Raw genomic sequence first — 26,620 nt, forward strand, 5'->3', positions numbered from 1 at the left:
GTAAGATCGGCGGCAGCGTCAGATGGGTATAAGAGACAGGCCGATATGCGGGGGTGCATCACTTATGTCGGCGCAGTAAGTGCAAGATCGCGGGAGGGGGTGTCCGGGGATGGGAGGGCGACGTCGGGTCAGCTGGGCAGCGGACCGGTGAGGTAACGCTGGATCGTGGGGCCGATCATGGCCACCAGGGTTTCCGGGTCCGCCGAGGCGACCGGCTCAAGGCGTACCACGTGCCGCATCATGGCCAGGCCGATCATCTGGGTGGCCACCAGGGAGCCCCGCAGCGGCAGCTCGGCCGGATCAACGTCGAGGTTTTCGAGCACCCGGCGCAGGACCTGGGTGGTGACGAACTCCCGCAGCAGCCGAGCGGTCCACTCGTTGCTCACCGCGGAGCGCAGCAGTGCCTGTGCGGCGCCGCCGACCGGGGAGTCCCAGATGCCGAGGAAGGTGCGCACCAGTCGCTCACCGACGGCGTCCCGGTCACCGGCGAGCACCTTCGGCACCAACTGACCGGGGTCGACCGGAAAGTTCATCGCGGCCAGGAAGAGCTGGTCCTTGCTGCCGAAGTAGTGGTGCACCAGCGCCGGATCGACCTCCGCCGTGCCGGCGATGGCCCGGATCGAGGCGGCGTCGAAGCCACGTTCGGCGAACGCCGTCCGCGCCGCGTCGAGAAGCGCCTCCCGGGTGCCCGGTTTGCCGGGTCGCCGGCCGGTTCGCCGCGTCATCGCCGCCCTTCGTTCGTCCGCCTGGGCCCGTCGTGGGCCAGCCCGGCCACTCCGGGGTCGGCTGCCCGTGCGGGCCGCCGTCCCCGGGCGCGGGCGGTCAGCCGCTGCGTCGGCGCAGGGTGGCCGCCGCGAGCACCAGCGCCAGCACCACCGCGCCAAACACCACCGCGACGTCCCGCCACATCCGGCCGGTCGGTTCGGCGTGGGCACCGACCTCCTGCAACGCCTCGATGGCGTACGACAGGGGGAAGGCGTCACTGAGCGCCTGGAGCCAGCCGGCCATCTGGTCGCGGGCCACGAACAGCCCGCAGAGCAGCAGTTGGGGGATCACCACGACTGGCAGGAACTGTACTGCCTGGAACTCGGTGCGCGCGAAGGCGCTGCACAGCAGCCCGAGGGCGACGCCGAGCACGGCGTCGAGCACCGCGATCCCGATCACCAGCCCGATGCTGCCGGCGGTCTCCAGATCGAAGATCCAGTACGCCACGGCGGCGGCGACGGCGGCCTGCACGGCGGCGGCCAGCCCGAACGCGATGCCGTACCCGAAGAGCAGATCGAGCTTGCCCAGCGGTGTGGTGAGCAGGCGCTCCAGCGTGCCCGAGGTGCGTTCCCGCAGCATGGCGATGCTGGTCACCAGAAACATGATCACGAAGGGGAAGATGCCGAGCATCACCAGCGCGATCCGGTCGAATGTCGTCGGCTGGCCGGGCCGGGTCGGCTGGTCGGCGTACATGAAATAGACAAGGGTGAGCAGGACGGACGGCACCACCACGAGCAGCGCGATGGTCCGCCGGTCATGCCGCAGCTGACGCAGGATGCGGCCGGTGGTGGCGGCGAGGATTCGCGGGTTCATGCTGTCTCCCGTGCGTCGGTCGCGTCGGTGCTGGTGGGGGTGGCCTCGCCGGCCCGGATGAGCCGCAGGAACGCCTCGTCGAGGTCGTCCACCCCGGCGGCGGCGCGGATCGCGGCCGGGCTGTCGTCGGCGATCAACCGCCCCTGGCGGATCAGCAGCAGGCGGTCGCAGCGGGCCGCCTCGTCCATCACGTGGCTGGACACCAGCAGGGTGGTGCCGGCGGCGGCCATCGCGTGGAACCGGGCCCACAGGTCGGCCCGCAGCACCGGGTCCTGCCCGACGGTCGGCTCGTCGAGGATGACCAGCTCCGGCTCCCCGACCAGGGCGCAGGCCAGCGAGGCTCGGCTGCGTTGGCCGCCGGAGAGGGTGCCGACCAGTTGACCGGCCGCCTCGGCCAGCCCGACATCGCTGATCGCCCGATCGGCCTCGGCGCGCCCACGCCCGAACAGGGCCGCGAAGTAGCGGGCGTTCTCCCGGACGGTCAGGTCGGCGTAGACGCTCGGTGCCTGGGTGAGGTAGCCCACCCGGTGTCGCAGCGCGGGGGTGCCCGCGGGTTGGCCGAGCACGGTCACCGTCCCGCCGGCGACCAGCTGCACCCCGACCACCGCGCGCATGAACGTGGTCTTGCCGCTGCCGCTGGGGCCGAGCAGCCCGGTGACCGCGCCGCGTGGGACCCGGCAACTGATGCCGTCCAGCACCCGCCGCCCACCCCGGTCGACGACCAGGTCGTGGACGGCTATCGCATCGTCCATTCCGCACCTCCACAGAAACTCATCACCTGTTGAACTCAACGCTAGGTGAAATACCGGACCGGGCGCAACGGCCCCGGGCCGGCGACCGGTTGTCGACCGTTGCGTGGAGCGCAAGAACGGGCAGTAGGCTCCGGACCGGACACGAAGTCCGCCAACGGGCATTGCGTACCGATCGGACGTGCGGCACGATGGCGCGGTGGGTCACGCTCCGTTACCGAATAGCGGTTTTCTTGAGGATTGGGCCGCGCGGTTGCGGCAAGCCGCCGAGCGACCGGTCGTCGGCATCCTGTTGCGCGGCAGCCACGCCCGCCGCGCCGCCACCGCACACAGCGACGTCGACCTCGACGTGTTGGTCGGCGGCGCCCCGTACGCGGCCCGCCGGGCCTACCTGGCCGAGACCGCAGGCCAGGTCACCCACGTCTCGGTGGCCGCCCGTGACGTCCGGTCCTGGGTGCACCGCCTCGGCGAACCGGCCGACTGGGCGTTCGGGCTGCCGGTCACCGCGCCGGCGCGACTGCTCTGGGCCGACCCGCACTGGCGGCCCCGGATCGACCTGCCGGTGCTGTGCCAGCCCGCCGAGCCACCCCGGCTGGAAGAGATGATCGCCACGCTGGGTAAGGCCGCCGCCGCCCGCGCGGCCAACGATCGCCTCGGGGTCCGGCTCGCCGTCGCCGACCTGGCGCGGCTCTGCCCCTCGGTGCTACGCCCGGCCAACCCGTCCGTGCGGGTCCACTCCCGCCGGGCAGCCTTCGCGGCGGCCCTGGAACTGCCGGTGACCCCACCTGGCTACCGGGCGGACATGCTGCTCTGCCTCGGGCTGCGTCCCGGCGCTACCGGGCAGCTCTGGGCCGCCGCCGTACGGCTGGTCGCCGGCACGTTGCCGTTGATCCGGCCGTACGCGGAGGAGATCGCCGACAGCGCCGGTGCGGACCTGGCCGCCGCCCTGGTCGACGGCCGGTTGGACCGCTATGTCGCCCAGCTGGCCCGGCCGGCCGGGCCCTCGCCGCAACCCCGGCCCTCGGAGCCGCCGCAACCCCGGCCCTCGGAGCCGCCGCAACCCCGGCCCTCGGAGCCGCCGCAACCCCGGCCGTCGGGGCCTGGGCCGCAGCCCTGGCGGGAGCGGTCGGCGGTGCCCGCGCCGCGTGCGGGAGAATTGGTGACTGTGCCCGTACCTGACCCGCCGGTGACCGGCGTACCCAGCGATCCGAACAAGCTGGCCGCGCCCGCGCCGGCGCGTCCCTCCCGGCTCGACCCGGCCATCGCGGCCCAGCTGCGCCGCACCGCCGACGGTCTGGTCGCCGCCGTGGTGCGCGCGCACGACTCCGGTGAGGTGCTGATGGTCGCCTGGATGGACGACGAGGCGTTGCACCGCACCCTCACCACCGGTCGGGCCACCTACTGGTCGCGCAGCCGACGCGAATACTGGGTCAAGGGCGCCACCTCCGGGCACCACCAGTACGTGCGGTCGGTCGCCCTCGACTGCGACGGCGACGCGTTGCTGGTGAGCGTGGACCAGGTCGGCGCCGCCTGCCACACCGGCCACCGGACCTGCTTCTTCACCGAGCTGCCCGTCACTACGCCGGAGGCACTCCCATGACCGACGGCACCCTCAGCCCCGACCTGGCCACCTTTACCGCGCTGGCCGCCGAGTGGCGGGTGGTGCCGGTCACCCGGCGGCTGCTGGCCGACGCGGAGACCCCGGTCGGGGTCTATCGGAAGCTGGCCGGTGGACCGGGCACGTTCCTGTTGGAATCGGCCGAGCAGGGCGTCGGCTCCGCCGGCATGGCCTGGTCCCGGTACTCGTTCATCGGCGTACGCAGCAGCGCCACCCTCATCGAACGCGACGGCGTGGCGACCTGGCTCGGTCAGCCGCCGACCGGGCTGGCCACCGAGGGTGACCCGGTGCGGATGCTGCGGGAGACGGTCGCGGCGCTGGCCGGCCCGGTCGGGGACCCGTCCGACGGTCTGCCGCCGTTGACCGGGGGCATGGTCGGCTACCTCGGCTACGACCTGATCCGACGCTTCGAGCGGTTGCCCGAGCTGACCGAGGACGACCTGGGCGTACCGGAGCTGGGCATGATGCTCGCCACCGACCTGGTGGTGCTCGACCACTACGACGGCTCGGCGATCCTGGTCGCCAACGCGGTGCTGCCGCCGTTGGACGCCCCGGACCGCGCCCCGCAGGTCGCCGCCGCCTATCACCACGCGGTGGGCCGGTTGGACGCGATGACCACGGCGCTGTCCCGGCCCATCCCGCCGATGATCTCCACCGTTGAGCGTCAGCCGGTCGGCGAGGTGCTCTGCCGTACGCCCGACGGCGGCTACCCGAAGGCGGTGGAGGCGGCCAAGGAGGCGATCCGGGCCGGCGAATGCTTCCAGATCGTGCTCTCCCAGCGCTTCGAGCGGACGACCCACGCCGATCCGCTGGACGTCTACCGGGTGCTGCGCACCAGCAACCCCAGCCCGTACATGTACCTGCTGCGCTTCGACGGGTTCGACATCGTCGGCTCGTCCCCGGAGGCGCACCTGAAGGTCACCGGGGACGCGGACGGGCAGCGCCGGGCGTTGCTGCATCCGATCGCCGGCACCCGGCCGCGGGGCGGCACCCCCGCCGCCGATGCCGCGCTCGCCGCCGAGCTGCTCGCCGACCCGAAGGAACGGGCCGAGCACGTGATGCTGGTCGACCTCGGCCGTAACGACCTGGGGCGGGTCTGTCAGCCCGGCACCGTGGAGGTGCCCGAGTTCGCGACCATCGAGCGGTACAGCCACGTCATGCACATCGTCTCCACGGTCACCGGCACGTTGCGTGACGACCAGACCGCGTTCGACGCGCTGGCCGCGACCTTCCCGGCCGGCACGCTCTCCGGGGCGCCGAAGGTGCGCGCCATGGAGATCATCGAGGAGTTGGAGCCGGTCCGTCGTGGTCTCTACGGCGGCACGGTGGGCTATTTCGGCTTCGGCGGCGACCTGGACATGGCGATCGCCATCCGGACCGCGCTGATTCGCGACGGCCGCGCCTATGTGCAGGCCGGGGCGGGTGTGGTCGCCGACTCGGACCCGGCCGCCGAGGACCAGGAGACGCGGAACAAGGCCGCGGCCGTGCTGGCCGCGATCGCGGCGGCCGAAACCCTGAGGCCAGCTCGGTGAGCGCGAGGAGTGCGGCGGAGCGGAGCCCCGCAGTCGCGAACGAAGGGCCAGTTCGGTGAGCGCGAGGAGTGCAGCGAAGCGGAGCCCCGCAGTCGCGAACGAAGGGCCAGCTCGGTGAGCGCGAGCGGCGGGGAGCGGTCTGTCGCGGGTCGGCGGGCGTTGACGTACGCCGTGCTGCTCTGCCTGGCCGGCGCGGGCCTGGCGTTGTGGGCGGCGACGCGCAGTTGGTCGGTGGAGCTGTCGGTGCGGCCGGCGCCGCTGCCGCCGGTGCGCGACACCCGCAGCGGTGCGAGCCTGCTGCCCTGGCTGCCGGCGTTGGCCCTGGTGACCTTGGCCGGGGGTGGCGCGGTGCTGGCCACCCGGGGCCGCCTGCGGCGGGTGCTGGGTGTGTTGCTCGGGGTGCTCGGTCTGGCCGTGGCCGCCGGCGGCGGGTACGGGCTGGTGGCTGACGTGGGTGGCTCGGTGAGCCGGCAGTGGCCGGCGCTCTGCCTGCTCGGCGGCCTGCTGGCCGCGGCGGGTGGCTGGTGGACGGCGTTGCGTGGTGGTGACTGGCCGGCGATGGGCGCGCGGTACGAACGTCCGGCGCGGACCGCTCCGGAGGCCGCGCCGGTGCAGGGCGACCCGGCCGGGCCGGCGACGCCGTTGGCGGGGCGGCGGACCACCGAGGCGTGGGACGCGCTGGACCGGGGCGAGGATCCGACGGCCGACTGACGCGGTGGCCGGCGGCTGTCAGCCGACCGGCTGGCGTTCCCACTGGGCGCGGCGACTGGCGGCGCGGGCGGCGGTCAGTTCGGCGACCAGGCGGTTCAGCTCGGCGCGTTGGTCGGCGCGGGCCCGGTCGGCGCAGACCGCCTCCCAGGCGTTGCCCCGTGCCGTCCGCATCCGTCCCTCGCCCACCACTGCCCGTTCCACGGTGTGCACGACCCCGACGGCGAGCGACGCCACCGTCCGCGAGATGGTGGTCAGTCCGATGGTCGGGTACGGCTCGGAAGTGCTCATGGTCACCTCGCAGGAGGAGTTGCGGCGGTCGGGGCGGACGCGCCATCGAGTCTGCCCGAGGACGATGCTCGCCCGCCGACGTTTCGCCGGGGTGACCGCCCGGTCAACTGTCCCGCTTCGGTCGTGACCAGGGACCGTCCGTTCGGCCTTGAGCTTGCTCACAGCATCGATCGACATCGCTGCCACCGGGCGTCGGGCAGGAACTGGTGGCATGATCGATGGATCGGCCCGGTCTGACTGTGGCCGCCAGGCTCCATACCGCGTGACGGTGGTCGATACCGGAGGTGGCGCTGCGTGACAACCCATTCACGGCAGGTCGGCCATTATGCCGCAGCCCTTTTCGTGAGCCGCGCCATACCCCCGGCATTCGGCGTCGGTCGGCTGCCCCTAGCATCGGCCCATGACGCCCGGAGAGGGGAGTCCGTTCGTGACTGCTGAGCATGCGCACGCCGAGGGGGACGAGGCCGGCCAGGCAGCGTCCGTAAGCGTGCTCGACGAGATCCTGGCTGGCGTGCGCGAAGACGTCGCCCGACGCCAGGAGCAGGTTCCGCTGGAGCGGATCCGTGAACTGGCAGCGGCGGCGCCGCCGCCGATGGACGCGTACGCGGCACTGCGTAAGCCCGGCGTGGCGGTGATCGCCGAGGTGAAGCGTTCGTCGCCGTCCAAGGGCCGGCTGGCCGAGATCGCCGACCCGGCCGATCTCGCGGTCGACTACGCGGCCGGTGGGGCGCGGGCGATCAGCGTGCTGACTGAGGGCCGCTGGTTCGGCGGTTCGTTGGACGACCTGGCGGCGGTCCGTGCCGCGGTCACCGTGCCGGTGCTGCGCAAGGACTTCGTGGTCTCCAGCTACCAGATCCACGAGGCGCGTGCGCACGGCGCCGACCTGGTTCTGCTGATCGTCGCCGCACTCGAGCAGAACGTCCTGATGGGCCTGCTGGAGCGGATCGAGTCGCTGGGCATGACCGCTCTGGTCGAGGTGCACGACGAGGAAGAGGCCGACCGCGCGCTGGAGGCCGGCGCGCAGGTGATCGGGGTCAACGCCCGTGACCTGCGTACCCTGGAGGTTGACCGGTCGGTGTTCGAGCGGATCGCGCCGGGCCTGCCCAGCAGCGTCGTCAAGATCGCCGAGTCCGGCGTTCGTGGCCCGCACGACCTGATCCGGTACGCCTCCGCGGGCGCTGACGCGGTCCTCGTGGGCGAGGGCCTGGTCACCCAGAAGAGCCCCCGCGAGGCGGTCGCCGAGCTGGTCAATGCCGGCAATCACCCGGCAACGCCCCGGCCGGTGCGCTGACCCGCGCCGGTCTGACGTCCCACCGAGAGGATTTCCGATGAGCGCCGACGCGCTGGCCCCGGTGGCCGGCCCGCAGCCCGACTCCGCCGGCCACTTCGGCCGCTTCGGCGGTCGGTTCGTTCCCGAGGCCCTGGTGGCCGCGTTGGACGAGCTCGACGGGGCGTGGCGTACGGCGATGGCGGACGAGTCCTTCCGGGCCGAGTTCGGCGCGCTGCTGCGCGACTACGCCGGCACGCCGTCCCTGCTCTACGAGGCCCGGCGGTTCTCGGCGAAGGTCGGCGCTCGGGTGCTGCTCAAGCGGGAGGACCTCAACCACACGGGTGCGCACAAGGTGCGCAACGTGCTCGGCCAGGCGCTGCTCACCAAGCGGATGGGCAAGACCCGGGTCATCGCGGAGACGGGCGCCGGCCAGCACGGTGTCGCCACCGCGACCGCCGCCGCTCTTTTCGACCTGGAGTGCGTGGTCTACATGGGCCAGGTCGACACCGAGCGGCAGGCCCTCAACGTGGCCCGGATGCGGATGCTCGGCGCGACAGTCGTCCCGGTAACCAATGGTTCGCGCACCCTCAAGGACGCGATGAACGAGGCGATGCGCGACTGGGTGGCCAACGTCGACGAGACGCACTACCTGATCGGCACCGCCGCCGGCCCGCACCCGTTCCCGGCGATGGTGCGTGACTTCGTCCGGGGCATCGGTGACGAGGCCCGCCAGCAGTGCCTGGACCTCACCGGCGGGTTGCCGGACGCCGTCACCGCCTGCGTCGGCGGCGGCTCCAACGCGCTCGGCATCTTCCACGCGTTCGTGGGTGATGAGGCCGTGCGGCTGTACGGCTTCGAAGCCGGTGGCGACGGGGTGGCGACCGGCCGGCACGCGGCGAGCATCACCGGCGGGTCCACCGGGGTGCTGCACGGCACCCGCACCTTCGTGCTCCAGGACGCCGATGGGCAGACCCTGGAGTCGCATTCGATCTCCGCCGGCCTGGACTACCCCGGCGTCGGGCCGGAGCACGCGTGGCTGCACGACACCGGTCGGGCGAGCTACCTGCCGGTCACCGATGACGAGGCGATGGCCGCCTTCGAGTTGCTCTGCCGCACCGAGGGCATCATCCCGGCGATCGAGAGCGCCCACGCGCTCGCCGGCACCGTCGCGCTGGCCCCGAAGCTCGCCGCGGAGCTGGGCCGGGAGCCCACCATCGTGGTCAACCTGTCCGGGCGGGGCGACAAGGATGTGCACACCGCCGGCGACTACTTCGGCATCCTCGACAAGGAGCGGTGAGATGAGCCGGATCGGGGTGGCCTTCGACAAGGCCCGTGCCGACGGACGGGCACTGCTGGTCGGCTGCATGCCGGCCGGCTTCCCCACCGTCGAGGGCAGCATCGCCGCGATGACAGCCATGGTCGAGGCCGGCGTCGACGTCATCGAGGTGGAGATCCCCTACTCCGACCCGGTGATGGACGGGCCGGTGATCCAGCGGGCCAGTGACATCGCGCTGGCCGGCGGCGTACGCACCGCGGACACGATGCGCATCATCGAGGCGGTGGCGGCGACCGGCGCTCCGGTGGTCACCATGACCTACTGGAATCCCGTGGAGCGTTACGGCGTGGACGTCTTCGCCCGTGATCTCGCCTCCGCCGGCGGCACCGGGCTGATCACCCCGGACCTCATTCCCGACGAGGCCGACGAGTGGCTGGCCGCCTCGGACGCGCACGGGTTGGACCGCACGTTCCTGGTCTCGCCGTCGTCCACCGACGCCCGGCTGGCGATGACGGTGCAGCACTGCCGTGGCTTCGTCTACGCGACCGCTGTGATGGGGGTGACCGGTGCCCGGGCGCGTACCTCGGACGCCGCCCCGACGCTGGTCTCCCGGGCCCGCGCGGTCACCGACCTGCCGATCGGTGTCGGTCTGGGTGTGGGCACTGGCGCGCAGGCCGGAACCGTCGCTGGTTACGCCGACGGCGTGATCGTGGGCAGCGCGCTGGTTCGGTGCCTGCTCGACGCTCCCACCGAGGCGGACGGGCTGGCCGCCCTGCGCGCCCTCAGCGCCGAGTTGGCCGAGGGCGTCCGTAACCCCACCCGCTGAGCCGCACGGCGTAGCGCGCGGGAGATGTTTGTCTGTTGAGCGGTATACCTGCGGGTCATAACGATGACCCACAGGTATACCGCTCATTCGGATGTGGGGCTGACGGCGGCGAGGTGTGCGCGGCCGCGCGGCGGATCTCGCAACGGTTGCGGCTTGTCAGGGGTGCCGGGACGGGTTCGCGGCCTCGCCGCGTTGCTCCGGTGGCTGCCCTGCCCCGGGAGGCCCGTCCTGGCCGGTCCCGGGCCGTTGTCCGTCCTGGCCAATCCCCGGCCGGCCCTCCTCGGCGGGGCGAGCCGCCGGCAGTGGCGCGGAGCCGACGGTGTCGGGCGCCCATTGGACGTCGCGGAGCACGCCGGAACGGCCGGCGGTCGCGTCGGTGACGGCGGCCCGGGTGAGCGGGGTGACCACCCTGGGCAGCGCGTCGGGGGAGTGCCAGGACAACCGGCAGCCCGGCGGTGGGTCGGTGGCGGGTCGGGCCCCGGCCGCGCGGGCCCGGAACACGTGCACGAGGACGTCCGGCAGCGGCCCGGCGCGTCCGGCCGCAGCCTCTCCCGCTGTGCCGGCGAGGTGGTAGACGCCGACCAGGTCGATCACCTCGATGTCCCAGCCGGTCTCGGCGCGGATGTCCCGCAGGGCCGCCCGCACCGGGCCCTCGGCCGGGCGCAGCCGCCCGCCCGGCAACGCGTAGCGGCGCGCTCCCCGGCCCTGCTGGCAGAGCAGCACCCGACCGGTGTCGTCGGTGACGACAGCGGCGACCGCCCAGGTGAGCGCGCTCATGGACAAAGAGCCTACGACGGTGCAAACCAGAAGTCACCGGGATGCGCGCTCCCGCGGCCCGGGGTGCCGCTGCGGGGGTGTGCAGCGGTAGCGTGTGCACCCGTGACCCTCGCCTCGCTCTCCCCCCAGGCGGCCCTGCCCAGTCCCAGCACCGCGGTCTGGCAGCTCGGGCCGGTGCCGATCCGGGCCTACGCGCTCTGCATCATCGCCGGCATCGTGCTGGCCTGCTGGGTGACGGAGCGCCGGCTGCGGCAGCGCGGCGTCGCCCCCGGCGCGGTGCTCGACATCGCCGTCTGGGCGGTGCCCGCGGGCATCATCGGTGCCCGGATCTACCACGTGATCACCTCACCGGAGAAATACTTCGGCGCCGGTGGGGATCCGATGAAGGCGTTCGCCATCTGGGAGGGCGGTCTCGGCATCTGGGGCGCGGTCGCCGGTGGCGCGATCGGCGCCTGGATCGCGGCCCGGCAGCTCGGCATTCCGTTCAGCGTGGTGGCCGACGCGCTGGCCCCCGGGCTGCCGCTGGCCCAGGCGGTCGGCCGGATCGGCAACTGGTTCAACAACGAACTCTTCGGTGGCCGGACCACCCTGCCGTGGGGCCTGGAGATCCATCGGATGGACCCGGACAACCCCGGGCACGCGCTCCGCGACGACGCCGGGCAGCCCATCCTCGAACCGGGCCTCTACCAGCCCACCTTCCTCTACGAGGCGCTGTGGAACCTCGGCGTCGTGGCCCTGGTGCTCATCCTCGACCGCCGGCTCAAGCTGGGCCGGGGCCGGGCGTTCGCGCTCTACGTGATGGGTTACACCGTCGGCCGGTTCTGGATCGAGCTGATGCGCACCGACGATGCCAACCAGATCCTCGGCCTCCGGCTCAACGTCTGGACCGCCGCCCTGGTCTTCCTCGGCGCGCTGATCTACTTCGTACGGGTGCGCGGCCCTCGCGACTACCTGATCCCGCTCGGCGCGACGGCGACGGCGACCCCGCCCTCCACGTCCGACGTGTCCCAGGTCGACCTCTCCGAGCGGGAGACCCCGGCGCGGGCCGCCGCGCCGGAGGGCTACCGGGTGGTGAGCGAGGCGCAGTACGCCGCCTGGCAGGACACCGGTGTCGTACCGGCGGCGACCGACGACGACGCCCGACCGGAGGACGGCGAGCCGACTGGCGACCCGGCAGCCGCCGACCTCGCGTCGAGCGACGACGAGCCCACGGGCGAGCCGTCCGCTGCTCGCACCGACCGGGCCGACGCCACGGGCGCGCGTCCCGCCGACCGGGACAGCTGAGCGGGGGCGGCACCGATGCGAAGCGCGGTGGTGGTCGGCGCAGGGGTCGGTGGCCTCGCGGTGGCCGGCGCGCTGGCCCGTTCCGGCTGGCAGGTCACCCTGTTGGAACGCGCCGAACGGGTCCGCCCCGAGCCGACCGCCGTGGTGCTCTGGCCCAACGGCGTCCGCGCGCTGCAGGCGCTCGGCCTCGGCGCCGGCCTGGCCGCCATCGCCACCCCGTTGCCAGACGGTGGAGTCCGTCGCCCGGACGGGCACTGGCTCGTGCAGCCCCGGCCCGTTCCGGCCGACCGGATGCCGGTGGTGGTGCACCGGGAGGATCTGCACGACGCGCTGATCGCCGGCCTCGGTGACCGGGTCGAGCTGCGTACCGGGGTGACCGTGCGCCACGTCCGCGTCGAGCCGGGCGAGCGACCGGGCGTCAGCGACGGCCGGCACACCATCGAGGCCGATCTGGTGGTCGCCGCCGACGGCACGGACAGCGGTATCCGCCGTCAACTCGCTCCCGAGTCCCGGGTGGTCAGCTCCGGGTGCGCCGCCTGGCGGGCCGTCATTCCCTGGTACCAGGCACCTCGACTCCCCGACGATCAGCCGCTGGCCGGTGAGATTCTCGGCGCGGGTTACCGGTTCGTGGCCGCGTCGCTGGGTGAGCGCGGCTCCTCGGGCGGGTCCAGCCGCGGCGGCATCTACTGGGTGGCCACCGCCGCCGGCGCGCCACGCCCGGAACCACCGGAGACCCAGCTCACCCTGCTCCGCCGCTGGTACGCGGGCTGGCCCGCGCCGGTCGGCGCGCTGCTCGACGCCACCAACCCGGCCGACCTGGTCCAACAGGAGGTACGCGAGCTGCGCCCGCTGCCCCGGGCGTACGGCTTTCCGGTCGGCCCCGGTGGGGTGGTGCTGCTCGGTGACGCGGCGCACGCCATGCCACCGCACCTCGGGCAGGGCGCCTGCCTCGCGTTCGAGGACGCCGCCACACTCGCGTCGCTGTTGCGCGAGGCTCGGCTGCCCGACGCCGTTGTGGCGTACGACCGGGTGCGCCGCCCCCGGGCCGCGACCGTGGTCCGGCAGACCCGGCGGATGTCGGCGGTGCTGCAGACCCGGGGCCGATTGGCGCTGCGCGCCCGGGACGCCGCACTGGGCACGATCAACTCGCGGCTGCTCTCCAGCGCCGCCGCCTCCGCCGCCCAGTGGCGTCCACCGACCTGACCCCGGCCGGCGGGTAGGTCAGGCGATGAGGGCGGCGGGTTCGGCGATGCAGGCGGTGCCGATTCGGCGAAAGCCGACCCGCAGGTAGACCCGCGCGATCTCTTCGCTGCCCGCGGAGAGGAAGACCAGGTCGGTGCCGGCCGCCAGCAGTTCCCGGGCGAGGGTGGCGGTGAGGGCGGCACCCAGCCCGCGACGTCGGGCGGACGGCAGGGTGGCCACCCCGGCGATCTCCGCGACGTCGTCCACCCGCATCGCCATGCCGCTGGCCAGCGCACCCTCGGTCGGTGTGCCGGCCAGCGCGGAGATCCGTCGGCCGTCGGCGATCCGGGCGCGTTCCTCGTCGAGCGCGGCCAGTTCGAGTTCGGTGACGGCGGCGTCCCGTTCAGCCGGGCCGGCCTCACCGGGCGCGGTGCCGGCGGCGGCGAACGACACCGCTGCCACCGCACGACGGGCGGCGACATCGGCGGCGAAGCCGGGGGAGTCCGCTGCCAGCACCCGCACCGCCGCGTCGGACAGCGTCGCCGGGTCGGGCAGCGCGCTCGGGTCGAGCACCATCAGCGGTGCCTCCAGCACGTGGAGCCCCGCCGAGCGGGCCACCGCGAGTAGCTCGGGGGTCGTCTCGTGCACCCACTCGAAGGCTTCCGGCAGGCCCAGCTTCCGCTGGCGCTCGCGGACGGAGGTCACGTCGGCCAGCGACGGCGGGTCTGTGGCGTCGATCCGTGGGCGGGCGTAAAACGGCCAGCCGGCACCCTCGCGGACGAACAACACCAGCCCGCCATGTTCCTCCGCGCCGGCGACGTCGCGGGGCACCGCGTCGTAGAAGCGTTCCAAGCGGTCGAAGACGTGCTTGTGTAGCGGATCCACCGCGCGAGACTACACGTCCCAGTCAGTGGACGGTGTGATCAATCTCGGGTGGCCGTGCGACCCCGCCCCTAACGTAGACTCAATAGACCCACGGGCCGACGTCGTCCCCACCATGATCCAACCTGAGTGACGACAGGAGGCCCGGTGGCTCAGCCGTACGCGGACACAGCACAGCCGCACCCGCACAGCCCGCAGGCGTCCCCGACGCCCCACCCCCGTCCGGCCGCCCAGGGCCTCTACGACCCAGCGCAGGAGCACGACGCCTGCGGCGTGGCCTTCGTGGCGGACCTGCACGGCCGGCGTTCACACTCGGTCGTCGCCAACGGGCTCGGCGCGCTCTGTCGGCTGGACCACCGGGGCGCCCGCGGCGCGGAGCCGAACACCGGCGACGGCGCCGGCATCATGATCCAGGTGCCGGACGCGTTCCTGCGCGCGGTTGCCGAGGTCGCGCTTCCCCCGGCGGGCGAGTACGCCACGGGGCTGGTCTTCCTTCCCGACGACGATGCCGCCGAGGCGCGTGCCCGCCGGGTGATCGAGAAGTACGCGCTGGTCGAGGGCGCCGATCTGCTCGGGTGGCGGGACGTGCCGACCGACTCGAGTGACCTGGGCGAGACCGCCCTGGCGGCGATGCCCCGGGTCCGTCAGCTCTTCCTGGCCGCGCACCGCCTCACGGACGCGCCCGGTGGGCCGGCCGGCTCACCGCTGCGCGGCATCGAACTGGACCGGGTGGCGTTCTGCCTGCGTAAGCAGTCCGAGCGGGAGACCGCCGAGCGGGGCGTCCCGGCGTACTTCCCGTCGCTGTCCAGCCGCACCATGGTCTACAAGGGCATGCTCACGCCCGACCAGTTGCCGGCGTTCTACCCTGACCTGCGCGACGAGCGGGTGGAGAGCGCTATCGCGCTGGTGCACTCCCGCTTCTCCACCAACACCTTCCCGTCCTGGCCGCTGGCGCACCCGTACCGGTTCATCGCCCACAACGGCGAGATCAACACGATCCGGGGCAACCGCAACTGGATGCAGGCCCGTGAGGCGCTGCTGCGTTCGCCGAACGTGCCGGGCAACATCCGGCGGATCTTCCCGGTCTGCACCCCCGCCGCCTCCGACTCGGCGAACTTCGACGAGGTGCTGGAGCTGCTGCACCTGGCCGGGCGCAGCCTGCCGCACGCGGTGCTGATGATGATCCCCGAGGCCTGGGAGAACGACCCCGGGATGGATCCGGCCAAGCGTGCCTTCTACCGCTTCCACGCCAGTCTGATGGAGCCGTGGGACGGTCCGGCGTCGGTGGCCTTCACCGACGGCGAGATCGTCGGCGCGGTGCTGGACCGTAACGGGCTGCGCCCGGGGCGTTGGTGGCAGACCGACGACGGGCTCGTGGTGCTCGGTTCCGAGGCGGGCGTCCTCGACCTCGACCCGGCCCACGTGGTCGCGAAGGGTCGGCTCCAGCCGGGCCGGATGTTCCTGGTCGACACCGTGGCCGGGCGGATCGTGCACGACGAGGAGATCAAGTCCGAGTTGGCCGCCGCCCAGCCGTACGGCGAGTGGCTGCACGCCGGGCTGATCGAGCTCAACGACCTGCCGCCCCGCGAGCACACCGTCTACACGCACGACTCGGTGCGCCGTCGGCAGCAGACCTTCGGCTACACCGAGGAGGAGCTGAAGATCCTGCTCGGGCCGATGGCCCGCACCGGCGTCGAGCCGCTCGGCTCGATGGGTACGGACACCCCGATCGCGCCGCTGTCGACCCGGCCGCGGCTGCTCTACGACTACTTCCACCAGCTCTTCGCCCAGGTCACCAACCCGCCGCTGGACGCCATCCGCGAGGAGTTGGTGACCAGCCTGGCGTCGACCATCGGGCCGGAGGGCAACCTGCTCGACCCGGGTGCCGCGAGCTGCCGGCAGATCGTGCTTCCGCACCCGATCATCGACAACGACGAGCTGGCGAAGATCCTCTCCATCGACGATGACGGCGACCTGCCCGGCTTCAAGGCGGTCCGGGTCTCCGGGCTGTACCGGATCCGCGAGGGCGCCACCGGGATCAAGACACGGTTGACCGAGATCTGCCGGCACGTCTCCGAGGCGATCGAGGACGGCGTCCGCATCCTGGTGCTCTCCGACCGGGACTCCAACGCCGACCTGGCCCCGATCCCGTCGCTGCTGCTCACCGCAGCCGTGCACCAGCACCTCGTGCGCGAGCAGACGCGTACGCAGGCGGCGCTGATCGTGGAGTCCGGCGACTGCCGGGAGGTGCACCACGCGGCGGTGCTGATCGGTTACGGCGCGGCTGCGGTCAACCCGTACCTGGCGTTCGAGTCGGTGGAGGACATGATCTCCACGGGTGCGCTCGTCGGGGTGGAACCGGCCGGCGCGGTGCGCAACTACGCGAAGGCGCTCGGCAAGGGCGTCCTGAAGATCATGTCCAAGATGGGCATCTCGACGGTCTCCTCGTACTGCGGGGCGCAGGTCTTCGAGGCGGTCGGCCTGGACACCCGGCTGGTCGAGCGTTACTTCCGGGGCACCCCCAGCCGCATCGGCGGGGTGGGGCTGGCCGGCGTGCACACCGAGGTGGCCGCCCGGCACGCGCTGGCCTGGCCCCCGTCCGGCACCGCCGTCTCCGACCGGCTGGAGGTCGGCGGCGAGTACCAGTGGCGCCGCGAGGGTGAGCTGCACCTGTTCAACCCGGAGACGGTCTTCCTGCTGCAACACGCCACCCGCAGCCGGCAGTACGACGTCTTCCGGCAGTACACCGCCAAGGTCGACGCGCTCGCCGCGCAGGCCGGCTCGCTGCGCGGGCTGTTCACCCTGCGCACCGGAGTCCGCCCGGCGGTGCCGATCGAGGAGGTCGAGCCGGCCACCGAGATCGTCAAGCGGTTCGCCACCGGCGCCATGTCGTACGGGTCGATCTCGGCGGAGGCGCACGAGACGCTCGCCATCGCCATGAACCGTCTCGGTGGCAAGTCCAACACCGGTGAGGGCGGCGAGGACGTCGAGCGGCTGCACGACCCGGCCCGGCGTTCGGCGGTCAAGCAGATCGCCAGCGGCCGGTTCGGCGTGACCAGCGAATACCTGGTCAACGCCGACGACCTCCAGATCAAGATGGCCCAGGGCGCCAAGCCGGGCGAGGGTGGTCAGCTGCCCGGCAACAAGGTCTGGCCGTGGATCGCCCGGACCCGGCACGCCACCCCCGGCGTGGGTCTGATCTCGCCGCCGCCGCACCACGACATCTACTCCATCGAGGACCTCGCCCAGCTGGTGCACGACCTGAAGTGCGTCAACCCGGCGGCCCGGGTGCACGTCAAGCTGGTCAGCGAGGTCGGTGTCGGCACCGTCGCCGCCGGGGTGGCGAAGCTCAAGGCGGACGTCATCCTGATCTCCGGCCACGACGGCGGCACGGGCGCCTCCCCGATGAACTCGCTCAAGCACGCCGGCACCCCCTGGGAGCTGGGGCTGGCCGAGGCGCAGCAGACGTTGCTGCTCAACAAGCTGCGCGACCGGGTCACCGTGCAGGTCGACGGCCAGCTCAAGACCGGCCGGGACGTGCTGATCGCCGCGCTGCTCGGCGCGGAGGAGTTCGGCTTCGCGACCGCGCCGCTGATCGTCGAGGGCTGCGTGATGATGCGGGTGTGCCACCTGGACACCTGCCCGGTCGGCATCGCCACCCAGAATCCGGTGCTGCGGGAGCGCTTCACCGGCAAGCCGGAGTTCGTGGAGAACTTCTTCCTCTTCCTCGCCGAGGAGGTGCGGGGTTACCTGGCCGAGTTGGGCTTCCGGTCGATCGAGGAGGCGATCGGGCAGTCCGAGCTGCTCGACGTGGCCCCGGCGGTGACGCACTGGAAGGCGCACGGGTTGGACCTGGCGCCCGTCCTGCACCTGCCGGAGCTGCCCGCCGGTGCGGCCCGTCGCGGGATCCGCGCCCAGGATCACGGCCTGGAGCAGGCCCTCGACAACGAGCTGATCGCGCTGGCCCGTCCGGCGCTGGCGGATGGGGCGCCGGTGCGGGTCGAGGTGGCGGTGCGCAACGAGCACCGCAGCGTCGGCGCGATGCTCGGCGGTGAGGTGACCCGTCGTTTCGGCGGCGCTGGCCTTCCCGAGGACACCATCGAGTTCGTGCTGCACGGCACGGCTGGGCAGTCGTTCGGCGCGTTCCTGCCGCGCGGGGTGACCCTGCGCCTGCACGGCGACGCCAACGACTACGTGGGCAAGGGCCTCTCCGGGGGGCGGCTCATCGTCCGTCCGGACGCCGCCGCGCCGTTCCTCGACCCGGACGCCGCGCCGGGGCGGCGGGCCGAGGATCAGATCATCGCGGGCAACACCATCCTGTACGGGGCCACGGCGGGCGAGGTCTTCCTGCGTGGCCGGGTGGGGGAGCGGTTCGCGGTGCGCAACTCCGGTGCCGTCGCCGTGGTCGAGGGTGTCGGTGACCATGGCTGCGAGTACATGACCGGCGGCACCGTTGTGGTGCTCGGCGCGACCGGCCGGAACTTCGCGGCCGGCATGTCCGGCGGCACGGCGTTCGTGCACCACCTGGACCGGGCCCGGGTCAACGCGGAGCTGGTCGACCTGATGCCGTTGGGCGAGCAGGAGCAGTCGCTTCTGCACGAGCTGGTCCAACGGCACGTGGCCGAGACCGGGTCGGCGGTCGCCGAGGAGCTGCTCAAGCGGTGGCCGGAGGCGGTCGCCGAGTTCACCGCTGTGGTACCCCGCGACTACCGCCGGGTGCTGGAGATCATGCGGGCCGCCGAAGCAGCCGGCCGCGACGTCGACGACGCGGTCATGAAAGAACTGACCGCGCCCGCTGTGCCGGCGATGCCGGTGCCGCCCGCCCCGCGGGTGGCTGCCCAGGAGGTGGCACGTGCCTGACCCGAACGGTTTCCTGCGCTACGACCGGCGGCTGCCGGCCCGCCGCCCGGTGCCGGTGCGGATCAGCGACTGGCGGGAGGTGTACCCGCCGGCCGGCGAGGAGTTGGTCCGTGAGCAGGCCACCCGATGCATGGACTGCGGCATCCCGTTCTGTCACGACGGCTGCCCGCTGGGCAACCGCATCCCGGACTGGAACGACCTGGTGCGTACCGGCAACTGGGACGCCGCTGTGGAGTCGCTGCACGCCACCAACAACTTCCCGGAGTTCACCGGTCGGCTGTGCCCGGCGCCCTGCGAGGCGGCCTGCGTGCTCGGCATCTCCGGCGGTCAACCGGTGACCATCAAGCAGGTCGAGGTGGAGATCGCCGACGCCGCCGCGGCGCGTGGGTTCACCCCCCGCGCGGTACCGGCGTCGTCGGGTCGGTCGGTCGCCGTCGTCGGCTCCGGGCCCGCCGGCCTCGCCGCCGCCCAGCAGTTGGCCCGCGCGGGTCACGCGGTGACGGTGTACGAACGTGACGACGCGATCGGTGGTCTGCTCCGGTACGGCATCCCCGACTTCAAGTTGGAGAAGCGGCACATCGATGCCCGGTTGGCTCAGCTCACCGCCGAGGGGGTGCGCTTCCGCACGGGCGTGAACGTCGGCGTGGACGTCACCGCCGAGCAGTTGCGTGCCGAGTACGACGCGGTGCTGTTGGCCTGCGGGGCGTTGCAGGGCCGGGACACCCCGGAGACCCCCGGGCGGGCGCTTCGGGGCGTACACCAGGCGATGGCGCATCTGGTCGCGGCGAATCGCGCGGTCGCCACCGCGGCCACCGACCAGGCCGGCGTGGTGGCCACCGGTGAGCGTCGGTTGGCGCGGGCGGTGTTGCCGGACGGCACCCCGATCGACGCGGCCGGCAAGCACGTGGTGATCATCGGTGGCGGTGACACGGCGGCCGACTGTCTCGGCGTGGCGCACCGTCAGGGTGCCGCGGGCGTGCACCAGCTCGACCTGTACCCGCAGCCACCGCAGGAGCGCGACGAGGCACGGGACCCGTGGCCGACCTGGCCGTGGGTGCTGCGCAGCTACCCGGCGCACGAGGAGGGCGGCGAGCGGGTCTTCGCCGTGGCGGTGCAGGAGTTCGTGGACGACGGCACCGGCCAGGTGCGGGCGGTGCGGATCGCCGAGGTGACGGTGGAGAAGCGGGACGGCCGGCGGGTCGTCACGGTGGTGCCGGGCTCCGAGCGGGAGCTGCCGGCCGATCTGGTGCTGTTGGCGATCGGCTTCGAGGGCACCGAGCAGCAACCGCTGCTGGCCCAGTTCGGCGTGGCGCGTAACCCGCGGGGCGCCATCGACGCCCGCGAGGACTGGCAGACCGAGGCCGACGGGGTGTTCGTGGCCGGTGACATGCACCGGGGCGCGTCGCTGATCGTCTGGGCGATCGCCGAGGGGCGGGCGGTCGCCGCCGCCATCCACGGCTATCTGGGTGGTGCTGGTGTGTTGCCGGCCCCGGTGGGCCCGGCCGCGCAGGCTCTCGCCGCTCGCTGAGTTGAGGGCCGTTCGGCCGGTGCGGCGGGTCTGCTGCCGTACCGGCCGGACATTCCCCCTGGTGAAGCCGCTCACAGAAGTGGGCAAAAGGGTTTAAGCCGGCAAGACTTGTCGGCTGCCGAACCGCGTCGCGATCGGTGTGATGGATCATGCTGCCGATCGCTGGAGGTTCGTCGTGGCCAGAGGTGCCACCTTCGCCGCGCTGCGCCACCGCAACTACCGGATCTGGGCGCTCGCCGGCTTCGTCTCCGTCATCGGCACCTGGATGCAGGTCCTCGGGGTCAACTGGTACGTCCTGAAGGAGACCGGCTCGGCGACGTCCATGGGCTTCGCCGTGCTGCTCCAGGCGGCGCCCACGTTGCTGCTCAGCGTCTGGGGCGGAGTGCTGGCCGACCGGCTGCCGGCCCGCCCGTTGCTGATCGCCGCCCAGGGCGCCCACGCGGCGCTCGCCGCCGGACTGGCGGCGGTCGCCCTGACCGGGGTCGGCGGCCTGCCGTTGATCTTCGCGATCTCCCTGGTCACCGGTGCCGTCTCGGCGATCGAAGGCCCGGTGATGGGGCGCTGGGCGGCGAGCCTCGTCGACCGGGAGACGCTGGGCAACGCCCTGGCGCTCGGTTCACTCACCAACTCCGCCGGCCGGATCCTCGGCATGAGCCTCGGTGCCGTGGTGGTGGCCGCCGTCGGCCCCGCCCTGCTGTTCGGCATCAACGCGGCCAGCTTCGTCGCCGTGGTGGTGGCGCTGTTCGCCGTACGCACGGGAGCCGTGCCCGGAATCGCGGTGCCCGGACTCGCGGTGCCGGACGGCGAACGCAACCGGGGCGGTGTCCGCGCCGGGTTCGCCTACCTGCGAGGGCAGCCGGTGCTGCTCCTCGCGCTCGCCCTGTCGTTCGTGCTCGGCAGCCTGGGCCGCAACTACCAGGTGACGATGGCCGCGATGAGCGACGGCCCACTGCACGCCGGCGCCTCCGGGTACGGCCTGCTGTCGACAGTGTTCGCGGTCGGGACGGTGGTGGGTGCCCTCCTCGCGGCCCGGCGACGATCCCTGGGCTACCGGACGCTCGTCGTCGCGGGCCTGTTCGCCAGCGGGTTGCAGATCGTCGCCGGCCTCGCACCGGGCACCTGGAGCTTCGCCGCGGTGATCCTGCCGATTGCCGCCGCCGCGGTGGTCATCGACACCACCGTCGGCACCCGCGCCCAACTCGACACCGACGGCGCGATGCGCGGCCGGGTGCTCGCCGCCCTGGCGGTCACCGGGTCGGTCTCCGCCGCGGTCGGCGCACCGCTGCTCGGTTGGCTCGCCGAACACGCCGGGCCCCGTCAGACGCTCGTTCTCGCCGGATCGGCCGCAGCGATCGCCACGGCGGCGGCGGGCGTCGCCCTGGACCGGCAGCGCGGGCGCGCGGCGACCCTCGCGCTGGTCGTGCCGCGGCCCCGCCATCCGGTACGACGAGCGGCGTTCCGGGCCGCGCGCATCGTCCGGCCCACCGGGGCGGTCTGTGCCATCGCGCCCGCCGAAGCCGGTGCTGTAGTCGGGTCGGGCGGGGTCCGGCTCAGGGAGTTGGCCACCGTCGGGCCGGTGGCGAACCGCTGAGACAGCGGTTGTCGTTCCCGGCCCGTTTCCCGGCCCGAGAAAGGCCCGCCGCGTCGGCGACGGGCCTTCCGGTCGGTGCTGACCTGCCGCTAGCGCGACAGCAGGTGACGCGACTCGCTGATCTTGGCCCAGGACTTCGGCTCGGCCGGCGGGGCGGCCTTGCGGGCGGCGCTCGCCACGTCGGGCCGGCCGGCGGTGAACAGCCAGGTGGTCAAGAGGTCGTCCAGGTCCAGCCCGGAGATCCGCTCGGCCAGGGCCTGGAACTGCTCGATCGTGCCGTTGCCGTACCGGTGCTCGGCGGCCCAGGCCGGCAGGATCTCGAAGAACGCGTCGTCGCCGACGGCCAACCGCAGTTGGTGCAGGGTCATCGCGCCCCGGTCGTAGACGGCGTTGTCGAAGACCCGACCGGCACCCGGGTCGCCGGGCAGCACCTGCCAGAACTCGTCGTCTGCCGGGTAGCTGCCGTAGGTGAAGTCGAAGAGCTCCTGGGCGGTGCCCTCGCCCTGCTCCTCCGACCAGAGCCACTCGGCGTACGACGCGAAGCCCTCGTTGAGCCAGATGTTGCGCCAGCCGGCCACCGAGACCGAGTCGCCGAACCACTGGTGCGCGTTCTCGTGCACCACCACGTACGTGTTGGCGCCCCGTCGCCAGAAGCCCGGCCCGTACACCGGTCGGGTCTGCGTCTCCAGGGCGAAGCCGATGCCGTCCACCGGCCCGGCCACACCGCCCTGCGCCTCGAACGGGTACGGGCCGAAGATCCCGCTCTCCCAGTCGACGATCTCGGCGGTCCGCTCGATGCTGGCCCGTGCGGCCGGCCCGAGCTCACCCAGCGAGGTGCTGTACGCGTTGATCACCGGCCGGCCGCCCGGCGTGGTGTCGGTGACGATGTCGTACTGGCCGATGGCCATGAAGGCCAGGTAGGTGGCGGTGGGGGAGGTGGTCCGCCAGATCCACCGGGTGCGGTTGCCGGCCTCGGCCGCCGGTGGCCTCGGCTGCACGCCGTTGCTGATCACCTCGACGCCGGTGGGCACCGACACCGAGATGTCGTAGGTGGCCTTGTCCAGCGGGTGGTCGTTGCTCGGGAACCACCACCACGCCGACTCGGGCTCGTTGACGGCGAGGGCGCCGTCGTCGGTACGCGTCCAGCCGGTGTAACCGTCGACCAGGGTTTCCGACGGGACTCCGGAGTAGCGCACCACGATGGTGAGCTGCTGACCCCGGGTCACCGTGCGGGCCGGGGTGACCACCAGCTCGTGCGCCCCCGCGGTGCTGGTGCTCGCCGCCCAGCCGTTGACCCGGACCGACTCGACGTCGAGCAGGAAGTCCAGGTTGAACGTCGAGAGGTCAGCAGTGGCGGTGGCGAGGATGGTGGTGGTGCCGGTGAGCAGGTCGGTGGCCGGCTCGTAGCGCAGCCGGACGTCGTAGTGCCCGACGTCGTAGCCGCCGTTGCCGTAGTCGGGGAAGTAGCTGTCGCCCAGTCCGGGAGCGCCGGGTTGCGGCGCGGCGGAGACGACGGGGCGGCCCCAGGCCGTGGGAGCGGCCTGGCCGGGGGTGCCGGCGAGCATGGTGCCGGCAGTGGTGAGGGTCAGGGCGGTGGTGGCCGCCGTGAGGACTCGTCGCACGGGGTGGACTCCCTCCATCGGGTGTTCGCCACGCCAACCTAATCGACAACTGTGAACGTCGCCGGCCCGCCGGAGCGTGCGGCCAGCCTGACCGGTCCGGCGTGACACGTCCTCGCAGGACTGTCCGGGTGCCGTCGGCGTCCGTTAGGGTTCCTGGGACCAGGCGGCCGTGGCGTTGGGGGCAGAGGGTGGGCAGGCTCGCGTCGGCGTACGGGCAGGCGGTCAACTCCCACCGGGCGGCCCGGGCCCATCTGGACACTGTGCGCGGTGTCCTGGGGGCGGCACCGACCGCCGTCGCGCCGGTCGGCGCCGACGACCTCGTGGTCCGCCTCGCCCGCCTCGGCGGTGCGCTGGCCAACCCCGCCCCGGGCGTCACGCCGCTGACCGACGGCCCGGCCGCGGTGCGGATCGGCGAGGCGTCCACGTCGGACGGCGGCTTTCCGGTGCTGATCCCGCTCGGCGGCGGCCACCACCTGGCCCTGGAAACCGACGCCCGGGAACCGCAGGTCGCCGGGCTGCTGCGGGCGCTGGTGCTGCGGCTGGTCGCCACCGCGCCACCCGGTCAGGTCCGCGTCGTCGGCATCGACACCGCCGCGCTCGGCGCCACCTTCGGCCCGTTGCGCCCACTGCTCGACGCCGGGGTCCTCGACCCGCCGGCCACCAGCGAGGCGGAGGTGGCCGCGCTGCTGGACGCCGCCGAGAAGCACGCCCGCACCGCGCAGCACGGTCAGGCCGTCGCCCGCCGCCTGCTGGTGGTGGTGGCCACCGCCGCGCCGCCGCCCCGCGAGCTGGCCCGGCTCGCCGCGCTCACCCACGCCGGCCCGGCCGCCGCCGTGTGCGTGCTGCTCGCCGGCCACCCGTCCCGGCTGCCCGGCGAGACACCGCCCCCGCTGGGCGGCACCACCGCGGTGCGGCTCAACCAGGGGTACGCGCACGTCGGTGACCCGCCCGGCGCGCCGTTCAGCGCCGACGGCAGCGGGCTCGCCGCGCCGGTCCTGCTCGACGGCGACCCGCCGCCCGCCTCGGTACGCGCGCTCGCCGAGCACCTCGGCACCGCCACCCGCCGCGCCGACGCGTTGCCCTTCACCGACCTGCTGCCCGAACGGCGCTGGGCCGAGTCCGCCAGCAACGGTCTGCGCACCGTGATCGGCCGGGCCGGCGGGTCGACCGCGGCCTTCGACACCGCGCTGACGCTCGCCTTCGACGACGCCACCCCGCACTGGCTGGTCGGCGGGCGCACCGGCGCCGGCAAGACCGTCTTCCTCCTCGACGTCCTCTACGGGTTGGCCGCCCGCTACTCGCCGGCCGAGTTGCAGCTCTACCTGCTCGACTTCAAGGAGGGCGTGAGCTTCACCGAGTTCGTGCCCACCGGTCGGGACCCGTCCTGGCTGCCGCACGCCCGCGCCGTCGGCATCGAGTCCGACCGCGAGTACGGTCTCGCGGTGCTGCGCGAGCTGCGCCGGGAGGCGCAGCGCCGGGCCACCGCCCTGAAACGGCACGGCGTCACCAAGCTCGCCGACCTGCCCCGGGACAGTCCGCTGCCGCGCATCGTGGCGGTCATCGACGAGTTCCACGTGCTGCTCGCCGGCAACGACGCGCTGGCCCGCGAGTCCGTCGACCTGCTGGAGGAGTTGGCCCGCAAGGGTCGCTCGTACGGCATCCACCTGGTGCTCGCCAGCCAGAGCATGACCGGCATCGAAGCCCTCTACGGGCGGGCCGAGGCGATCTTCGGGCAGTTCGCGTTGCGGGTGGCGCTGCCCGGCGGTGGCGGGGTGCTCGACCAGCTCAACGACGCGGCCGCGGCCCTGCCGATCGGCTCCGCCGTGGTCAACACCGCCGCCGGCGCGGTCGGCGCCGACACCGTGCTGCGTTTCCCCGACGCGCACGCCGCCGCGGCGGACCTCGCCGCGTTGCGTCACCAGCTGTGGCAGGCCCGTCCGCCGGGCTCGCGGGCACCGGCGGTCTTCAAGGGGTACGAAGCCGCCCGGATCGAGGACGACAGCACGTTCGCCGGGTTGCGCCCCGGTGGTCGACGCCCGATGGCCCTGGTCGGCCGAACTGTCGACGTGCACGGCACCACCGCGCTGTTCCTGATGGACACCACCCCCGGCCGGCACCTCGCCGTGGTGGGCACCGCACCGACCGGCGCGGACGTGCTGCGCGCCGCGACGCTCAGCCTGGCCCGCCAGCACACCCCCGGCGACGCCCGATTCCAGTTGGCCTGCCTGGTCACCGCCGCCGACCCGGTCGCCGACGACACCGAGGCCGCGCTGCGGGCCGCCGGCCACCCGGTGCACCGCCTCGACGCGGCGGGGCTGCGCGACCGGATCACCGCGTTGGCCGCCGAGCCGACCGGCCGCGAATACCTGGTGGTGTTCGGCATGGACGCCGCCGCGCCCGTCCTCGGGGCCACCGACCCCGGCACGTTCCGCTCCGGCCTGGACGACCTGCGTGCCGTCCTGCGCCAGGGCCCCGGCCAGGGGGTGCACCTGCTCGGCTGGTGGCGGGGGCTCCGCCGGCTCGCCGACGACCTCGGCGGCACCCAGAACCGTGACGACGTCTCCTGCCTGGTCGCGCTCAACGTGCCCGGCGCCGAGCTGGCTCTGCACCTCGGCGCGCACGACCTGACCTACACGCCCCGCCCCGACCGGGCGTTGCTGATCGACCGGCACGACCAACGCGTCCGGCTGATAGTCCCGTTCGTCGGCGACGGGCACGAGCCGGACGGGGAGCGGTGACAGTGTCCTTCGAGGAGTACGCGGCGCTGGCCCGGCAGCTCTCCGAGCAGCGCCGCGCCGGTGAACAACACGCCGCCACCGAGTCCGCGCGCCGCCGTGACCTGCACGCCGCCGTCGACTCCCTCCAGCAGCGGCTGACCGCCCAGGGGCAGCGCCTCGCCCGGCTCGGCCAGGCGATCGGCATCGACCAACCATCGCCGCCCGCTGGCCCAGGACCTGACCAGAGGACGGGGGCGCCGGGCGACACCGCACCCGCAACCGGGGACGGGACACCCGACGGCGCAGCCGGCGCGCCGGGGCGGGCGAGG

The 26,620-nt window shown here is 73.3% G+C and carries 19 protein-coding genes and 2 pseudogenes; 14 read left to right on the plus strand and 7 right to left on the minus strand.

Annotated features, from left to right (window positions below; all coding sequences use genetic code 11):
* Positions 1 to 128: 128 nt before the first annotated feature.
* From DLJ59_RS20210 to DLJ59_RS20220, 3 genes are all read right to left on the minus strand, one after another.
* Entirely contained in the window at positions 129 to 725 is a 597-nt protein-coding gene (locus tag DLJ59_RS20210) for a TetR/AcrR family transcriptional regulator (RefSeq protein WP_124774204.1), read from the minus strand.
* Between the two features lie 97 nt (positions 726 to 822).
* On the minus strand, positions 823 to 1,578 hold the full coding sequence (locus DLJ59_RS20215) for an ABC transporter permease (protein WP_124774205.1): 756 nt from the start codon (positions 1,576 to 1,578) through the stop codon (positions 823 to 825).
* A complete protein-coding gene (locus DLJ59_RS20220) occupies positions 1,575 to 2,330 on the minus strand; it encodes an ABC transporter ATP-binding protein (protein ID WP_124774206.1) in 756 nt (251 codons plus the stop codon). Before DLJ59_RS20220 ends, DLJ59_RS20215 begins: the two co-directional genes overlap by 4 nt.
* A gap of 598 nt (positions 2,331 to 2,928) precedes the next feature.
* On the opposite strand from DLJ59_RS20220, the pseudogene DLJ59_RS37530 reads away from it, so the two are divergent.
* The 4 genes and pseudogenes from DLJ59_RS37530 to DLJ59_RS20235 form a co-directional block, all read left to right on the plus strand.
* A pseudogene (locus DLJ59_RS37530) lies at positions 2,929 to 3,207 on the plus strand (phosphoribosyl-AMP cyclohydrolase); the annotation flags it as partial.
* A 285-nt stretch (positions 3,208 to 3,492) separates the two neighbouring features.
* On the plus strand, positions 3,493 to 3,927 hold the full coding sequence (gene hisI, locus DLJ59_RS37535) for a phosphoribosyl-AMP cyclohydrolase (protein WP_124774220.1): 435 nt from the start codon (positions 3,493 to 3,495) through the stop codon (positions 3,925 to 3,927).
* Positions 3,924 to 5,477 (plus strand): anthranilate synthase component I, encoded by a 1,554-nt coding sequence (locus tag DLJ59_RS20230; RefSeq protein ID WP_124774207.1) that lies wholly within the window; start codon positions 3,924 to 3,926, stop codon positions 5,475 to 5,477. The genes hisI and DLJ59_RS20230 overlap by 4 nt, the downstream gene beginning before the upstream one ends.
* A gap of 114 nt (positions 5,478 to 5,591) precedes the next feature.
* Positions 5,592 to 6,188 (plus strand): Trp biosynthesis-associated membrane protein, encoded by a 597-nt coding sequence (locus DLJ59_RS20235; RefSeq protein WP_124774208.1) that lies wholly within the window; start codon positions 5,592 to 5,594, stop codon positions 6,186 to 6,188.
* Positions 6,189 to 6,206: 18 nt separating this feature from the next.
* Here the strand turns inward: DLJ59_RS20235 and DLJ59_RS20240 are convergent, their stop codons facing one another.
* Complete coding sequence (locus DLJ59_RS20240; protein WP_124774221.1) at positions 6,207 to 6,476, minus strand: hypothetical protein; 270 nt, start codon at positions 6,474 to 6,476, stop codon at positions 6,207 to 6,209.
* 487 nt (positions 6,477 to 6,963) lie between these two features.
* Here DLJ59_RS20240 and trpC point away from each other — a divergent pair, with 487 nt between their 5' ends.
* Genes trpC through trpA form a run of 3 tightly spaced genes read left to right on the plus strand, consistent with a single transcriptional unit; the run spans position 6,964 to position 9,848 of the window.
* The gene (gene trpC / locus DLJ59_RS20245; RefSeq protein ID WP_030334428.1) at positions 6,964 to 7,767 is read left to right on the plus strand and encodes an indole-3-glycerol phosphate synthase TrpC; all 804 of its coding nucleotides are present in this window, start codon (positions 6,964 to 6,966) and stop codon (positions 7,765 to 7,767) included.
* Between the two features lie 37 nt (positions 7,768 to 7,804).
* Positions 7,805 to 9,043 carry a tryptophan synthase subunit beta gene (gene trpB / locus DLJ59_RS20250; protein ID WP_124774209.1) on the plus strand — a complete coding sequence of 413 codons (1,239 nt, stop codon included), beginning with the start codon at positions 7,805 to 7,807 and terminating at the stop codon, positions 9,041 to 9,043.
* A gap of 1 nt (position 9,044) precedes the next feature.
* Entirely contained in the window at positions 9,045 to 9,848 is an 804-nt protein-coding gene (gene trpA / locus DLJ59_RS20255) for a tryptophan synthase subunit alpha (RefSeq protein WP_124774210.1), read from the plus strand.
* Between the two features lie 156 nt (positions 9,849 to 10,004).
* Here trpA and DLJ59_RS20260 read toward each other — a convergent pair whose 3' ends face one another.
* Positions 10,005 to 10,625 carry an NUDIX hydrolase gene (locus DLJ59_RS20260; protein WP_124774211.1) on the minus strand — a complete coding sequence of 207 codons (621 nt, stop codon included), beginning with the start codon at positions 10,623 to 10,625 and terminating at the stop codon, positions 10,005 to 10,007.
* Positions 10,626 to 10,727: 102 nt separating this feature from the next.
* On the opposite strand from DLJ59_RS20260, the gene lgt reads away from it, so the two are divergent.
* Positions 10,728 to 11,909, plus strand: a complete 1,182-nt coding sequence (lgt, locus tag DLJ59_RS20265; RefSeq protein WP_167493876.1) for a prolipoprotein diacylglyceryl transferase — start codon at positions 10,728 to 10,730, stop codon at positions 11,907 to 11,909.
* 15 nt (positions 11,910 to 11,924) lie between these two features.
* Positions 11,925 to 13,112 (plus strand): FAD-dependent oxidoreductase, encoded by a 1,188-nt coding sequence (locus DLJ59_RS20270; protein ID WP_124774213.1) that lies wholly within the window; start codon positions 11,925 to 11,927, stop codon positions 13,110 to 13,112.
* 18 nt (positions 13,113 to 13,130) lie between these two features.
* On the opposite strand, the gene DLJ59_RS20275 is transcribed toward DLJ59_RS20270, so the two are convergent.
* Positions 13,131 to 13,976 (minus strand): GNAT family N-acetyltransferase, encoded by an 846-nt coding sequence (locus DLJ59_RS20275; RefSeq protein WP_124774214.1) that lies wholly within the window; start codon positions 13,974 to 13,976, stop codon positions 13,131 to 13,133.
* A 144-nt stretch (positions 13,977 to 14,120) separates the two neighbouring features.
* Between DLJ59_RS20275 and gltB the strand changes: the two genes are divergently transcribed.
* The 3 genes from gltB to DLJ59_RS20290 all read left to right on the plus strand — a co-directional run bounded on the left by gltB (position 14,121) and on the right by DLJ59_RS20290 (position 21,952).
* On the plus strand, positions 14,121 to 18,833 hold the full coding sequence (gene gltB, locus DLJ59_RS20280) for a glutamate synthase large subunit (RefSeq protein WP_124774215.1): 4,713 nt from the start codon (positions 14,121 to 14,123) through the stop codon (positions 18,831 to 18,833).
* Positions 18,826 to 20,361, plus strand: a complete 1,536-nt coding sequence (locus DLJ59_RS20285) for a glutamate synthase subunit beta (RefSeq protein ID WP_124774216.1) — start codon at positions 18,826 to 18,828, stop codon at positions 20,359 to 20,361. Before gltB ends, DLJ59_RS20285 begins: the two co-directional genes overlap by 8 nt.
* 175 nt (positions 20,362 to 20,536) lie before the next feature.
* Complete coding sequence (locus DLJ59_RS20290) at positions 20,537 to 21,952, plus strand: MFS transporter (protein WP_124774217.1); 1,416 nt, start codon at positions 20,537 to 20,539, stop codon at positions 21,950 to 21,952.
* A gap of 89 nt (positions 21,953 to 22,041) precedes the next feature.
* Here DLJ59_RS20290 and DLJ59_RS20295 read toward each other — a convergent pair whose 3' ends face one another.
* A complete protein-coding gene (locus DLJ59_RS20295; protein WP_425271444.1) occupies positions 22,042 to 23,592 on the minus strand; it encodes a M1 family metallopeptidase in 1,551 nt (516 codons plus the stop codon).
* Positions 23,593 to 23,762: 170 nt separating this feature from the next.
* Between DLJ59_RS20295 and DLJ59_RS20300 the strand changes: the two genes are divergently transcribed.
* Positions 23,763 to 26,312 (plus strand): FtsK/SpoIIIE domain-containing protein, encoded by a 2,550-nt coding sequence (locus DLJ59_RS20300; RefSeq protein WP_124774219.1) that lies wholly within the window; start codon positions 23,763 to 23,765, stop codon positions 26,310 to 26,312.
* Positions 26,309 to 26,620, plus strand: a pseudogene (locus tag DLJ59_RS20305) (hypothetical protein); the annotation flags it as partial. The gene DLJ59_RS20300 and the pseudogene DLJ59_RS20305, both read left to right, overlap by 4 nt.

This window comes from Micromonospora inaquosa (assembly GCF_003857055.1).
In the GTDB taxonomy this organism is placed as follows: domain Bacteria; phylum Actinomycetota; class Actinomycetes; order Mycobacteriales; family Micromonosporaceae; genus Micromonospora; species Micromonospora inaquosa.